This window comes from Lysinibacillus sp. LZ02 (genome assembly GCF_050613145.1).
In the GTDB taxonomy this organism is placed as follows: Bacteria; Bacillota; Bacilli; order Bacillales_A; family Planococcaceae; genus Lysinibacillus_B.
In genome coordinates this window covers 3,799,192-3,813,824 of the sequence record NZ_CP192507.1, presented here as the reverse complement: position 1 = coordinate 3,813,824, position 14,633 = coordinate 3,799,192, and the positions used below count along the sequence as shown (strand labels likewise).

General features: G+C 40.2%; 13 protein-coding genes. 9 read left to right on the top strand and 4 right to left on the bottom strand.

The genetic code is table 11. The annotated features are described in order from the left end of the window. Positions 1-5 precede the first annotated feature (5 nt). From tatC to ACQQ2I_RS18355, 6 genes are all read left to right on the top strand, one after another. On the top strand, positions 6-827 hold the full coding sequence (gene tatC / locus ACQQ2I_RS18380; protein ID WP_431028206.1) for a twin-arginine translocase subunit TatC: 822 nt from the start codon (positions 6-8) through the stop codon (positions 825-827). Between the two features lie 85 nt (positions 828-912). Continuing rightward, positions 913-2,013, top strand: coding sequence for a sugar diacid recognition domain-containing protein (locus tag ACQQ2I_RS18375; RefSeq protein WP_431028205.1), 1,101 nt, complete (start codon positions 913-915; stop codon positions 2,011-2,013). A gap of 199 nt (positions 2,014-2,212) precedes the next feature. Continuing rightward, positions 2,213-3,244 (top strand): DctP family TRAP transporter solute-binding subunit, encoded by a 1,032-nt coding sequence (locus ACQQ2I_RS18370; RefSeq protein WP_431028204.1) that lies wholly within the window; start codon positions 2,213-2,215, stop codon positions 3,242-3,244. A 12-nt stretch (positions 3,245-3,256) separates the two neighbouring features. Next, a complete protein-coding gene (locus ACQQ2I_RS18365) occupies positions 3,257-3,757 on the top strand; it encodes a TRAP transporter small permease (protein ID WP_431028202.1) in 501 nt (166 codons plus the stop codon). Continuing rightward, complete coding sequence (locus ACQQ2I_RS18360; protein WP_431028201.1) at positions 3,754-5,079, top strand: TRAP transporter large permease; 1,326 nt, start codon at positions 3,754-3,756, stop codon at positions 5,077-5,079. Before ACQQ2I_RS18365 ends, ACQQ2I_RS18360 begins: the two co-directional genes overlap by 4 nt. A 325-nt stretch (positions 5,080-5,404) precedes the next feature. Beyond that, on the top strand, positions 5,405-6,340 hold the full coding sequence (locus tag ACQQ2I_RS18355; protein WP_431028200.1) for a DMT family transporter: 936 nt from the start codon (positions 5,405-5,407) through the stop codon (positions 6,338-6,340). A gap of 84 nt (positions 6,341-6,424) precedes the next feature. On the opposite strand, the gene ACQQ2I_RS18350 is transcribed toward ACQQ2I_RS18355, so the two are convergent. From ACQQ2I_RS18350 to ACQQ2I_RS18335, 4 genes are all read right to left on the bottom strand, one after another. Next, positions 6,425-8,095 (bottom strand): acyl-CoA dehydrogenase family protein, encoded by a 1,671-nt coding sequence (locus ACQQ2I_RS18350; RefSeq protein ID WP_431028199.1) that lies wholly within the window; start codon positions 8,093-8,095, stop codon positions 6,425-6,427. After that, positions 8,092-9,600: a class I adenylate-forming enzyme family protein gene (locus ACQQ2I_RS18345; RefSeq protein WP_431028198.1), complete on the bottom strand. Its 1,509-nt coding sequence runs from the start codon at positions 9,598-9,600 to the stop codon at positions 8,092-8,094. The genes ACQQ2I_RS18350 and ACQQ2I_RS18345 overlap by 4 nt, the downstream gene beginning before the upstream one ends. Continuing rightward, positions 9,597-9,983: a MerR family transcriptional regulator gene (locus ACQQ2I_RS18340; protein WP_431028197.1), complete on the bottom strand. Its 387-nt coding sequence runs from the start codon at positions 9,981-9,983 to the stop codon at positions 9,597-9,599. Before ACQQ2I_RS18340 ends, ACQQ2I_RS18345 begins: the two co-directional genes overlap by 4 nt. Before the next feature lie 153 nt (positions 9,984-10,136). Continuing rightward, positions 10,137-10,883, bottom strand: a complete 747-nt coding sequence (locus ACQQ2I_RS18335) for a lysostaphin resistance A-like protein (RefSeq protein WP_431028196.1) — start codon at positions 10,881-10,883, stop codon at positions 10,137-10,139. A gap of 202 nt (positions 10,884-11,085) precedes the next feature. Between ACQQ2I_RS18335 and groES the strand changes: the two genes are divergently transcribed. From groES to ACQQ2I_RS18320, 3 genes are all read left to right on the top strand, one after another. Further along, entirely contained in the window at positions 11,086-11,370 is a 285-nt protein-coding gene (groES, locus tag ACQQ2I_RS18330; protein ID WP_431028195.1) for a co-chaperone GroES, read from the top strand. A 109-nt stretch (positions 11,371-11,479) separates the two neighbouring features. Beyond that, positions 11,480-13,120, top strand: a complete 1,641-nt coding sequence (groL, locus tag ACQQ2I_RS18325; protein WP_431028194.1) for a chaperonin GroEL — start codon at positions 11,480-11,482, stop codon at positions 13,118-13,120. Between the two features lie 1,011 nt (positions 13,121-14,131). After that, entirely contained in the window at positions 14,132-14,578 is a 447-nt protein-coding gene (locus tag ACQQ2I_RS18320; protein ID WP_431028193.1) for a hypothetical protein, read from the top strand. The last annotated feature ends 55 nt before the right edge of the window (positions 14,579-14,633 follow it).

The window sequence follows — 14,633 nt, the reverse complement described above, 5'->3', positions numbered from 1 at the left end:
GTTATATGAATCCGAAAGAACTCACTGTCGTAGAACATATGGAAGAACTGAGAAGTCGCCTCTTTGTCACAGCGATTTTCTTCGTACTTGCTTTATTTATTGGCTTTTTTACAGCTGAACCAATTATTCAATTTATTCAGTACAGTGAAGAAGCAGAAAATTTAACACTGAATGCTTTTAAAGTAACCGATCCGTTAACGGTATATTTACAAGTAACATTTATCGTGGCAGCTGTAGTAACGTCTCCTATTTTACTCTATCAACTATGGTCGTTTATTACACCTGGGTTACATGAGACAGAGCGTAAAGCAACGTTAAAATATATTCCGTATTCGTTTTTTCTATTTATCGGTGGTATTGCATTCTCCTATTTTGTTTTATTCCCGTTTGTAATGAAATTTATGATGGGGTTATCACAAGATTTGGAGATTCAACAAACAATCGGTATTAACGAATACTTCTCGTTTTTATTTAAGCTACTCATTCCATTTGGATTCTTGTTCCAATTGCCTGTTGTCACAATGTTTTTATCGCGTATTGGTCTTTTAAGTCCGATATTAATGGTGAAATTCCGTAAGTATTCGTATTTCGTATTACTTGTGATTTCGGTTCTGTTAGCACCACCGGACTTTGTGTCCAACGTGATTATTGCGATTCCATTATTTTTATTGTACGAAATTAGTATTATGATTTCGCGTATTGGCTATAGAAAATACGAAATAGCGGAAGCAAAACGAATAAAAGAGCAAGAAGAACGCGAACGCGAGTTAAAAGTAGAAGAGCTTTTAACCGAGCAAAGAAGACAAATCGAAGAGATGCAAAAATAATAAGGATACCTACTTAGTTAGGTATTCCTTATTTTTTTTCAAATAATAATTGTTAGAAAATTGAAATTTTAAGCAGGTGAGATAGATGATAGATATTCAACTAATTGCTAATCGGCTATTAAAAGAGCTTAGTCCACTCATGGAGGCACCGCTGATTATTAGTGATCATAATGGATTTATTGTTGCAGCAACAGATGAAAGTAGAATGAATCAGTTTCATGAAGGGGTGTTGACCGTCATTCGTGACCGTACGACACTGTATATTTCCAATACACAGGCTCATTCTTTTCAGGGGGCGAGGGGAGAAGTATTAACGCTCTTGTCGATCGATGAAATCCCGCTTGGTGTGCTAGGGATAGAAGGACCAATCGTACAAGTGGAACCTTATATTAAGATTGCAACAAAAGTGGCAGAAATGTTGATTGAACGGGCATTAATGAGTGAAGATTATGATCCTGAAGCACAGTTATTAGAGCTATTTCTAACAGAATTGCTCGGTGGACAGTTGACGAAGGAAGCAATGCAGCAACAACTGAAAAAGTTAAATGTAGAAGATATTTATGATCGAGTGGCTCTTATTGAATTAGATGTAAAGACAGAAGCGGTCGTCATTCGCCATTTAATACATATTCAAATCATTCACCCAAAATTAATTATGGCAAGGTGGAATGTGAATCAAATTGTATTGCTGATTCCGAAAGTATCTCGCGGCCCATTGCAAGATGCATTGCAATTAATCCATCAAAAGCTTGCGAAGTTAACACAATCTCATGTGAAAATGGGCATTGGAAATCGTCATCCATTTCATTTGTTATCGCTGTCATATCAAGAAGCGAATAGCGCATTAACGATTTGTACGAAGGAAAGAGCGATTGTATTTGAAGAAGATTTAAAGCTGGAGTTATTGTTGGTCGAAAGTACAAAAAAACATCGAGAAGAATATATAGCACGTGTGCTGGGCCCCATCATGCATGAGCCAGAGCTGATGATGAATTTAGACATATGGATGAGTAATGATCAATCACTAAAAGAAGTAGCAGAACAACTACATATTCACAAAAATACATTAAAGTATCGAATCAAGAAAATTGAACAATTACTTAACGTGAACTTGCATAATACAGCAGACCAAGCGACTTTATATATCGCGCTTTTACTGTATAAGCATCAATACATAACAAAATAAACGATTTGTCTAAAAGAACAAAAAATACGTATCTACCCTAAAAAAGTATGTCCTTAAAAACATATAATTTAATTTTTCAGAATAATAAAATAATCTTTGTTTGAAAGTACAGTGTTATGGTACAGATGGAATTATATGACTTTCAACTTCAGAATTTAAAAAATTGTGTTATAACAGAAATGGATTTAGGGGGATATAAATGATGAAATTTAAAAAGAGAAAATGGGCTTTAATTCCGACGTTAGCATTATCCGTATTACTAGCAGCTTGTGGAGGCGACGAAAAGGAAAAGAGCACAACAGACACTGGAGAAGGAGAATATAACTTAAAAATGTCCGTAACAGTAGCCGATACAACAGCTTGGTTTGCTGGGGCACAAAAATTAGCGGATGATATTGAAGAGGAAACGGATGGTCGTATTACAATCGATGTTTTTGCCAATGAACAATTATCAGGTGGGGATTCGGCGAAAGCGGTGGAAGGCTTAGCAAAAGGCTCGATTGACTTAACGTTTAATTCAACAATCATTTACTCTATTTTAGATGAGCGCTTTGGTGTAGTGAGTGCACCATTCTTATTTGAATCATTAGACGACGTAGATGCTGCATTCGCTGGAGACGGTGGGAATCTGCTATCAGATATTTTATTAGAGAAAAATGTTGTCGCTTTAGGTTTTGGGGAAAATGGATTCCGTCAAGTAACGAATAATAAAGGGCCAATTGCATCGCCAGCAGATTTCAAAGGCATGAAAATGCGTATTCCTGGTATTACGATGTATACAGATTTATTCCGTGGATATGGTGCGGATCCAGCCACAATGACTTGGTCTGAAGTATTCACAGCACTGCAACAAGGAACAATTGATGGGCAAGAAAACCCAATCGATGTGATCTATTCATCAAAAATTGATGAAGTACAAGATTATTTAACATTATGGAACTATTCTTATGATCCACTTGTATTAGGGATTAACAAAGATTTATATGAGTCTATGAGTAAAGAAGACCAAGAATTATTTGATCGTTTAGGGAAAGAAGCAGCGGCTTACCAAGTACAGCTGAACCGTGAGCGTGCAGCAGAACAACTGGAAGAGTTAAAAGAAAAAGGTATGGAAGTCAATGAATTAACAGACGAGCAATTACAGGCATTTAAGGATGCTTCGCAAGCAGTTTATGATAAATATACAGCTATTTGGGGTGAAGACTTACTTAAAGCGTTTCAAGCTGAGTAAGGAGTTACAAATATGAAAGTGCTAGATTATCTTGAGGAAATTATTTTGTTTATTGCCTTTGCAGCGATGACAGTCATTACGTTCTTAAACGTAGTATCAAGAAATCTAGCAGGTATTTCCATTTCCTTTACAGAGGAAATTACGATTAACCTGCTAGTATTAATTACATTCCTTGGAGCAGCGGTTGGGGTGCGTAAATATGCGCACCTCGGCTTTACACTTTTGTTTGATAAAGGGAACAAAGCCATTCGCTTATTTATCGTCTTCTTTACAGGTATGATGGGCTTCATCTTATTTGGCATTCTTTTCTGGTACGGAGTGGAAATGGTTCAATTCCAAATCAAGATGGATCAAAAAACACCAGCACTTGGCATGCCACAATGGATTTTATCGTTAGCGCTACCGTTTGGGGCATTTATGTGTGTCGTACGTACCGTACAAGTCGTAATTGAGGAAGCCAAAAATGTATCTCGTGGTGAAAAAACGGTAGAAGGAGATGACCAAACAGTATGACTGCTTTAATTTTGTTTGGAGTATTTATTCTCCTTGTAATGCTGCGTACACCGATAGCGATTGCGCTTGGTATTTCTTCAATGGTCATTCTCTTTATGAATAATGGCATGAGTAGCTTTGAGGTATTAACCGATTTAATGTATACGAGTGTCGCGAAGTTCACGTTACTAGCGATTCCATTCTTCATTTTAGCTGGGGTGATTATGGAGCATATCGGGGTTTCGAAACGTCTCATCGACTTTGCTCAAGCTTTAGTAGGTCATCGTAAAAGTGGAATTGCCTTAGTCACAGTCATTGTGGCCGTTTTCTTTGCCGCGATTTCAGGTTCAGGTCCTGCTACAGTTGCTGCAATTGGAGGTATTTTAATTCCGGCGATGGTTAAAAACGGTTACCGTAAAGAAACAGCAGGTGGTTTAGTCGCTTCTGCTGGTGCCATTGGGATTGTAATCCCGCCATCGATTGCCTTTATTATTTTTGCGTTAGTAGCGGGAAGTCAAATGCCTATTACGATTAACCGTCTGTTTATGGCAGGGATTATCCCAGGTATTTTAATAGGGGTTGCGCTGTATATCGCCGCAGTCTATGTACGTGCTCGCGATCTGAAAAAGGGCTTATTTGTGCCTAGTGAAACAGAAGTTGTACATAAGCCTACAGGGAAAGAGCGTTGGCAGGCATTTTTAAAAGCACTACCAGGTTTAATGATTCCGATCATTATTTTAGGTGGGATTTACGGTGGTATTTTTACACCAACAGAATCAGCAGTAGTCGCCGTTGTGTATAGTTTAATCGTTGGTTTATTTATTTCACCAAAGGGTTATGGCAAGCAACTATTTGTCATCTTTAAAGAAGCGTCGATTCAAACCGCGGTTGTAATGTTAATCGTCAGTGCGGCATCTGTCTTTGCGTATATTGTGACGACAGAGCAAATCGCACAAATGCTATCAGATACATTACTAGGTTTTACAGATAATAAGATTATTATTTTACTATTAGTAAATGTTATCTTATTAATTGCGGGGGCATTTATTGATGCGATTTCCGCGTACTATATTTTCGTGCCGATTTTATTACCAATTATGACAATGCTCGAAGTAGATCCAACTGTGTTTGGTGTGTTTATGACCATCAACTTAGCGATTGGTTTATTTACACCACCAGTAGGATTAAACTTATATGTCGCAGCGGGTTACTCTAAATCGAATATAATTGAGATTTCGAAAGGGGTTATCCCATTTATCGTTGCGGCCATTTTCATCCTTTTATTAGTAACGTATGTCCCAGTGATTTCGACATTCTTACCAGATTTACTCGGTGTGAAATAGTGTTATTGAATGAAAAAAGTAGACAAGGTCTTTTAGGCTTTGTCTACTTTTTTAGCGATATGTAAACTGTCTAAACAGCAGTCCCTACTGTATATATCTTTGATAATTATCTACTATGGGTAGGTGTTCTGGCAACTCGCTTTCCGTGGGCTTGGCTTTAGTCTCCTCATCGCTTCGCTCTTGCGGGGCCTTCAGCTCAAGCTATTCCCACAGGAGTCTCGTTGCCGCCACACCTTTTTCATTTCTAAAAAATAAAGACATAAAAATAGGGGTTATTTCATTTCTGAATAGCCCCTGTCTTTTTAACTAGGTGAGGAGAATGCTTTTGAGAAACATACAGGTGTATGCCATTTTATTATTCGTCATGATTTGGTGGGGATTAAATGTCACGATGTTAAAGGTGCTAACGACGCATTTGGATCCTTTAATTATGCAAAGTGTGCGTATTCTGTTAGCCGGCATGACGATATTTGTGTTGTTGCTTTTATTTCGACAGAAGCTTTATGAGCGGGTGATGCCATGGAAGTTTATTTTCATTGCGACTTTTTTTGGCGTAGTATGTCACCATTCACTTTTAGCGATCGGTGTTGCGCAAACGACGGCCACAAAGACGACGCTCATTTGCGGGTTAAGTCCCTTACTAACCGCATTGCTAGCCATTCTGTTCCGTGCCTCCACCTTTACGACATTTAAAACAGTCGGTTTTTTATTAGGTTTTACAGGAATTGGTATAGCGGTTATAGAAGACCCTACTAATTTAACCTCGTTATCATGGGGAGACTTCTATGTATTCCTATCGATTCTTTTGCAGGCGTTCAGCTTTTTTGCCATTCGAAAAGGCGCACAAAGCATTTCACCTATTTTAATGACAGCTTATATGTTAGTCATTGGTGGGGTGACTCTGATTGGAATGGGGATTGTGTACGATGCAGGGGCGTATCAAGCCTTTTTACAAATTGATGTCACCGTATGGGCGATTTTTATTGCTTCTGCGGTGCTAGCAACAGCGGTAGGGCATAGCTTATATAATATGGCGATTAAGCATATTGGGGCAGCGGAAAGTGCCATCTTCACGAACTTTAATACGCTTTTTGCGTTAATTGGGGCTTATATTTTCTTAGGAGAAAAAATGCACCTACAACAGTATGTTGGTTGTGTATTCATTATTATGGCCGTGATTATAGGAACGGGCGGTCTAGACGCAAAATTAAAAGAATGGATTAAACGGAGACGAGAGAAGGGGCAGTCTGAAGCATGTTGATGTGGCTGCCGCAGGAGCAATAGTTCGGAATGGATTATACTGAAGGAGGTGTACGGGAAGTTTTCTCGTACACCTTTTTCATTTTTATTTAAAAATTTGCTCAAAATATGCAATCGTTTTTGGTTCTTCCCCAAGTGAACGGAGCTGCCATTCGGCTTCTAAAAATATATCGGCCAGTAGTTCATCACTGCCCTGATGCTTTTTCGCATAGGCTACAACATTTACACTTTCATAAAGTGAAACGAGTTGTTTCATCATCGCTTTTGCTTCAAATGTTTGCATCATTTCGTCCAATTCGATAAATCGTTGTAACAACCGCTTTGTTTCCTCGATCTTTGTCTCAACAATTTTAGTCAAATGACAGGGCGTTAGTAAATGTAAACGTTGCTCCATCATATCGATCAATAACTCATGTGCATTAAATTTTCGTACAAGACGGATTAGCTCAAGTGCTAAAATATTTGCCGTTCCTTCCCATACGGTTAACACTTGTGCATCCCGTAAAAGGCGCGGTGTCACGAAATCTTCAATATAGCCATTACCGCCGTGTAGCTCAATCGCTTCGTGAGAGAAGTGAATCGCTTGCTCTGCCGTTTCTTTTTTCACAAGGGCAATTAGTAGACGGACAATTACTTGCTCTTCTGGTGTGCCGTGTCCTGCTGTCACTTTGTCGTAAAGCTCGATTAAATCAAAGAAGGCGATGAGTTCTGCATGGTGCTTGGCCTTTAATGTGGCAAGTGAGTGTTGAACAGCCGGAAACTGGGTAAGCGGTTGTCCAAATGCTGCACGGGCAGAAGTGTACGTATAAGCTTCCTGCAGAGCACGCTGCATAATGCCAACAGATGCAGTGGCGTTACAAATGCGCGATAAATTCAACGCTTCAAGCATATAGTAAATACCTTTTGAAGGATCCCCTACGACATAAGCTTTTGATTGCTCAAATACGACTTCACCAGATGGCACAGCGCGGACACCTAATTTATCTTTTAAACGACGGATTGTAATGCCGTTTAATGAGCCATCTTCTAAATGCCACGGGACAGCAAATAATGTTAACCCTTTGGAGCCTTGAGGAGCATCTGCCATGCGGGCAAGCACCATCGCCACTCCGCATTGCCCTGCATTGGAAGCGAAATACTTCTCACCATATAAATAATATTCGCCGTCTATGAGTCGGGCCTGTACGACATTCGCGCCCACATCTGAACCGCCTTGCCTTTCCGTCAGAAATGTTGCGCCTTCATAGAGTGGTGCCTCACCAGTTGAACAAACATGCGGCATAAAGCGTTCTTTTACTGCCTCGACTGCATAATGCTCCAATAAATAAGCGGTCGCCATCGTTAACGTAACCGGACAGTAAAAGCCAGGCTCACTTTGTGACAATAAATAGCCTTGTGCAAAACTATAGACATAGTTTCCTTTCTGACCGAGCGCAGGGATTTCTTTATGCACATAGCCGACAATGCCCGTATTGTACGTTTCTTGTACGGTCTGTTTATAGCCTTCATTTACCCATACTTCCGATGTTTCTTCGCCGAATTTGTTGTAACGAATAAGACGTGGTTCGCCCTCACGATCTGTGTGCTTTGCTCGTTCATCGATTGGCCCCGCACAACGCGCCCCGAATGCCGTTAATGCTTCATGTGCATAGTCGAAAAATGTATCGGGGAGTTTATCGCGTAATATTTTTTGGAGCGTTTCGTCTGCTGTATAAAAATTATTTACATATTGCGGCTTTTTTGTGAGTACGTTCATTGTGGAACACCTCCTTGCTCTTTTAATGCATGCTTTAAAATTTTTCCGGATGCATTGCGCGGTAATGCGCCCACTTGCTCGTAAAGTTTGGGAATTTTAAAGTTTGCTAGATGGGAGGCTAAAAAGGATTGTAATGCCTCAATATCCACTGTCTTAGAGCTACTGAAAACAGCTTTTACTGTTTCACCCCATTCAGCATGGGGAACACCAATCACTGCTACTTCTGTAATGCCACCAAATGCTAAAATAGCCTCTTCAATCTCTTTCGGATAAATATTGACGCCCCCAGAAATAATCATGTCTTTTTTCCGATCAATGACCCATATATAACCGTCCTCATCTTGTCGTGCTAAATCGCCTGTACGGAGCCAGCCATTAATGCAAGCGGCTTTGGTTGCTTGTTCATTTTTATAATAGCCTTTCATATTGCCTTCACCACGTAGCACAATTTCGCCAATCTCGCCTTGTGGTACATCTGCTCCGTCCTCATTGACAATGCGTAGTTCTGTTCCTAAAGGGGCACGTTTCCCGATACTGCCGGCCTTCTGTGGATGTTCTTTCGCGTGTAAAATGGAACCACTTGGCCCTGCCTCTGTTAAGCCGTATACACAAACGAGACGGTCTGTGCGGAACTGATCGGCTAGATAGAGCACTTCTTGTTTAGATAACGGGGCACCCCCGTATACCCACCATTGCATCGAAGAAAAATTTGCCTGTGCAATGCGCGGGTTAGAAGCTGTTAATAAGTAGGCAACAGGTGCCCCAAAGAAATGCGTTGTTTTTTCATTTACTACCGTATCGATGAGTAAATCAGGTGTAAATGTCGGTGTTAACACGCTTGTACTCCCGACAACAAATGCCGCCATTAAAAATAAGTGAAGCGGTGCAGAATGACTTAATGGCATCATGAGCAATAGGCGGCTTTCTGGTTTGACTTCCATTTCTACTGCAATCATATGCGCAACGGTTAAAATATTGCGGTACGTAAACAGCACCCCTTTTGGATTACCTGTTGTACCAGAAGTGTATAAAATCGTCGATAAATTGTCTTCGCTTAAAAAGCATTCTATGTCAGTACTATCGCCACTATTTAGCAAGTCCTCGAAGCTATCCCAGTCATTTATTGATTCCCCCGTTTTAATTTTAATGTCACCAATTGTTAAATTCGCCACATTGGCAAAAAGTAGTTCATGTACGATAATGGCTTTTGCATCGGCATGATGCATGACAAATTCGACTTCGTTCAACGTGAACTTGGCATTAATCGGTACAACAATGGCACCAATACGTTGTACAGCAAAGTAACTAATGACAAACTCCAACACGTTCGGCATAAAGATGACCACTTTATCGCTTGGGAACACGCCTTGTTCTAGAAGGGCGTCTGCCAATTGATTCACAAGTTTGTTTAATTCGCTATAGGTCGTGCGTTTCCCCATACTGACAATCGCTTCAGCTTGTGGATATTTCCGTGCATTTCTCGCTAATAAATTGGAACTATTCATCTTTCGTCCTCCTTCAATAGGTTTAACTTTTGTTGAAACTTTTTTTGAAGTGCTAAAATTTCCTCACGTATTTCATGGAGTTCGGCAATACGCTCATTAATTTCCGTTACTTTTTGCTGTCCGTACTCAATCGTTCGTTCTAATTGCTTTACACCCGTTCGATCCATATCAAATAGCAAAATCATTTCTTTAATTTCTTCTAGCGTAAAGCCGTATTTTTTGCCGCGGAAAATGAGCTTTAATTTAGCAAGATCTTGTTTTGAATAAAGGCGACGTCCCGATGCTGTCCGTTTTGGTGCAATCAGGCCTATCTCCTCGTAATAGCGTAATGTTCGAGAAGAAATGTGAAATCGTTTGGCTACATATTGAATCGTATGTTCCACATGGATGACCTCCCCCTTTTCGCTTTAAAGTTTGAATTTTCTTACTATTATACCATTGACGTTAACGTAAACTTAAAGAGGAAAATCGAATAAAAGAGAAGAATATTAATTAAGAGAGAAAAACACCTACTATAAGAGTAGGTGTCTGAGGTTTTATTTTGGTACGGCATCATATAATTGCAAGATTTTTTCGCCATACAATTGGACTACACAAACAAAGCTGTTTAATAAAATGTGCGCCACAATGGATGTGAGTAAACGCTTTGTTTTGTAATAGAGGAAGGCAAAGATTAGGCCGCAAATTGTATACAGAATAATGTGTGTAAAGTCAAAGTGAATTGCTGCAAATACAACCGCACTAATGACAGCCGAAAATAAGAAATTTTGTACTTGGATTAACGAGCCAAATACAACGCGGCGGAAGACGAACTCTTCTAAGATGGGGCCGATTAGTGCAATGACAATAATCATGACGGGCGACAGTTTAGCAATTTCTACAAGCGTTGCTGTATTTTCAGAGCCTGCTTCAATGCCGAGTAACATTTCGATAGAGGCGCCAACGATTTGTCCGACAAACACCATGAAGAACCCGATAATGCCCCAGCCAATTGCTTGTGATGTAGACGCTTTTTCTCCTTCGTATATGTTGAAAAAGCCTTTATCACGTAAGACAAGCAACCAAATAATCACAAGGGAGATGATACCGAAAATAAAGGACCACCAGGCAGTAAGAATTACGCCCTTGTCTTCTAGCGGGGCATCAATTAAACCAAAGACAAAGTCAAGAGCTCCTGGTAAACGTAGGAGCAGTGCGGATAATTGAAAGACGAAAATATACGTCAACAAGATGAATAAAGCGGTTTTTAGAGACTTGCGTTTTTCTATAATTGTTGAATTCAAAACGAATAACTCCTTCTCTCCAAGACTATTATATATAAGTGTTAATTTCATTTTAGAGGATTATAGAAAGAAAACAAAATTTTTTAGCGTTCTTACTTGCAAAAAAAAATGGAATTTATTAATATAAGAATTGTGTTAGCACTCTAAGTTGATGAGTGCTAATAATGACACATAGACATTAATTTGTAGGAGGTTGTTTCACTTGTTAAGACCATTAGGTGATCGTATCATTATCGAACTAGTTGAGGTGGAAGAAAAAACGGCATTTGGTATCGTGCTTCCAGATTCAGCGAAAGAAAAACCGCAAACAGGCAAAGTTGTGGCAGTAGGAACAGGTCGTGTTTTAGATAACGGCACTCGTGTCGAGCTTGACGTAAAAGAAGGCGATGAAATTATCTTCTCTAAATTCGCAGGCACAGAAGTGAAATACGACGGTCAAGAATACTTAATTTTACGCGAAAGCGACATCTTAGCAGTTCTTGCTTAATTTCAAATTTAACTCGTAAATATCAAGCGCCCGTGACTTTCGCCGGCGCTTCGATGCTCAAAAGATTTAGTATAAAAATAGTTTTATCATTTTAGGAGGGTATTTTCACATGGCAAAAGACATTAAGTTCTCAGAAGAAGCACGCTCATTAATGGCGGCTGGTGTTGATAAATTAGCGAATGCGGTAAAGGTAACACTTGGACCAAAAGGCCGCAACGTTGTATTAGAGAAAAAATTCGGTTCTCCATTAATCACAAATGATGGTGTATCGATTGCCAAAGAAATCGAGCTTGAAAACCCATACGAAAACATGGGGGCAAAATTAGTAGCAGAAGTTGCTTCTAAAACAAATGAAATCGCTGGTGACGGTACAACAACGGCAACAGTTCTTGCACAAGCCATGATTCGTGAAGGCCTTAAAAACGTAACAGCTGGTGCAAACCCAGTAGGTATCCGTAAAGGGATCGACAAAGCAGTAGCAGCTGCTTTAACAGAATTACAACAAATTTCTCGTCCAGTCGAAAACAAAGAAGCGATCGCGCAAGTAGCAGCAATCTCTTCAGCTGACGAAGAAATTGGTCAATATATTGCAGATGCAATGGAAAAAGTGGGTAACGATGGTGTTATCACAATCGAAGAGTCAAAAGGCTTCACAACTGAGCTTGATGTTGTAGAAGGTATGCAATTTGACCGCGGTTACCTATCTCACTATATGGTGACAGATACAGATAAAATGGAAGCTGTATTAGACAACCCATATATTTTAATTACGGATAAAAAGATTGCTAACATTCAAGAAGTACTTCCGGTATTAGAGCAAGTGGTACAACAAGGTCGTCCACTACTTATGATTGCTGAAGATGTTGAGGGTGAAGCATTAGCAACATTAGTAGTAAACAAATTACGTGGTACATTCCATGCTGTAGCAGTGAAAGCACCTGGCTTCGGTGATCGTCGTAAAGCAATGCTTGAAGACATCGCGATTTTAACGGGTGGTCAAGTGATTACACAAGACCTTGGTTTAGACTTAAAAACAGCGGATATTACGTCATTAGGTCGCGCTGCAAAAGTAGTTGTATCAAAAGACAACACAACAATCGTTGAAGGTGCTGGTAACGTAGCGGATATCGAATCACGCATTGGTCAAATCCGTACACAACTTGTGGAAACGACTTCAGAGTTCGATAAAGAAAAATTACAAGAGCGTTTAGCGAAGTTAGCTGGCGGTGTAGCAGTTATTAAAGTAGGTGCTGCAACTGAAACAGAGTTAAAAGAACGCAAACTTCGTATCGAGGATGCATTAAACTCTACACGCGCAGCAGTAGAAGAAGGGATCGTATCAGGTGGTGGTACGGCACTTTTAAACGTATATGGCGCAGTAGAAAAAGTGCTTGAAGGCGTAGAAGGCGACGTAGCAACAGGTGTACGCATTATCCTACGTGCTTTAGAAGAGCCAGTACGTCAAATCTCTGAAAACGCGGGCCTTGAAGGTTCAATCATCGTGGACCGTTTAAAACGCGAAGAAGTGGGCATCGGCTTCAACGCAGCAACAGGCGAATGGGTAAACATGATCGAAGCAGGTGTAGTAGACCCAGCAAAAGTAACGCGTTCAGCACTTCAAAACGCAGCTTCTGTAGCAGCTCTATTCTTAACAACTGAAGCAGTTGTAGCAGACATCCCAGAACCAGCTGGTGCAGGTATGGGTATGCCTGATATGGGTGGAATGGGCGGAATGCCAGGGATGATGTAGGCTTCCACACGGATGTGGTGACAAAGGCGTTGCGACAGGACGTCGCGGTTTTAGCCTTTGCTCATCTTCCACGATGCGGGTCAGTCAGGTGTTGCCACAGGACGTGGCGCTTTTAACCTGACTTCATCTGTCACGGATGTGGTGACAAAGGCGTTGCGACAGGACGTCGCGGTTTTAGCCTTTGCTCATCTTCCACGATGCGGGTCAGTCAGGTGTTGCCACAGGACGTGGCGCTTTTAACCTGACTTCATCTGTCACGGATGTGGTGACAAAGGCGTTGCGACAGGACGTCGCGGTTTTAGCCTTTGCTCATCTTCCACGATGCGGGTCAGTCAAGTGTTGCCACAGGACGTGGCGCTTTTAACCTGACTTCATCTGTCACGGATGTGGTGACAAAAGCGTTGCGACAGGACGTCGCGGTTTTAGCTTTTGTTCCTCTTTCACGATGCGGGTCAGTCAAGCGTTGTCGCAGGACGTGGCGCCTTTAGCCTGACTTCATCTGTCACGGATGTGGTGACAAAGGCGTTGCGACAGGACGTGGCGGTTTTAGCTTTTGTTCCTCTTTCACGATGCGGGTCAGTCAAGCGTTGTCGCAGGACGTAGCGCCTTTAGCCTGACTTCATCTCGTAGCAAGGGTTTTTAACAAAAGTAGGTCGAATTTTTAGCTATTAGATTCGTTAAAGATTTGCTATTAACTATCACTTTTTTCTGAAGTGGTGTAGTTCACAATTTAATCATAAAGCAATTACCATTTCCCAAGGTTAACGCTTGGGAGGTGGTTTTTTTATGCTCTTAAAATTTGTTTATGGGGATTTCATAGCAACACATTGGATAAAGATTCTTTTTGTACTCATGATTGCTAACTCCCTTCAAAATGTTTACATCGATATTGTATTGTGTTGTTTTGAAATGACAGGAGGACTAAAGTAGTGTTTTTTTGATTATTATTGAAATGGAAAATACTTCATGATAAGGTCGGTTTACCTTAAAAATGGAAGGAGTTTTCATAGAATGAATATAAAAAAAATAGCAACAGTATCTGCTCTAACAGGAGCATTATTAATAGGAAGTTTTGCAGTGGGACATGCAATGGGTGAAAATAGCAGTGATAAAGCGAGAGAAAAACAAGTTACAGAATTACAAATAGAAAAAGAGGATTTCATGATTGTTTTTAAAGATATGAACGAAAAATTACAAGCCATACAATCAGAATCAGTATCCGAAACGTACCAAATTACAGCCATTACTGACGAAGGTATTCATGGTGAAATTGCCAATGGATTCGGTTACGAAAAAATTTATTACACACATGAAGAACTTGAGAAATTTGGAATCAACTTTAAACTCGGTGATTATGTAGTAATTACATGGCCTTTTGAATCGAGAGATAGTCGTAATGTGAATGATATTGAGCACATGCACATGTTCGCTCCAATGCCTTTAATATCATCAAATTAAATCATGTGTTTATCGTGTTAACTAAATTTGAAAGGTAATAAGCAGTGTAATTCAC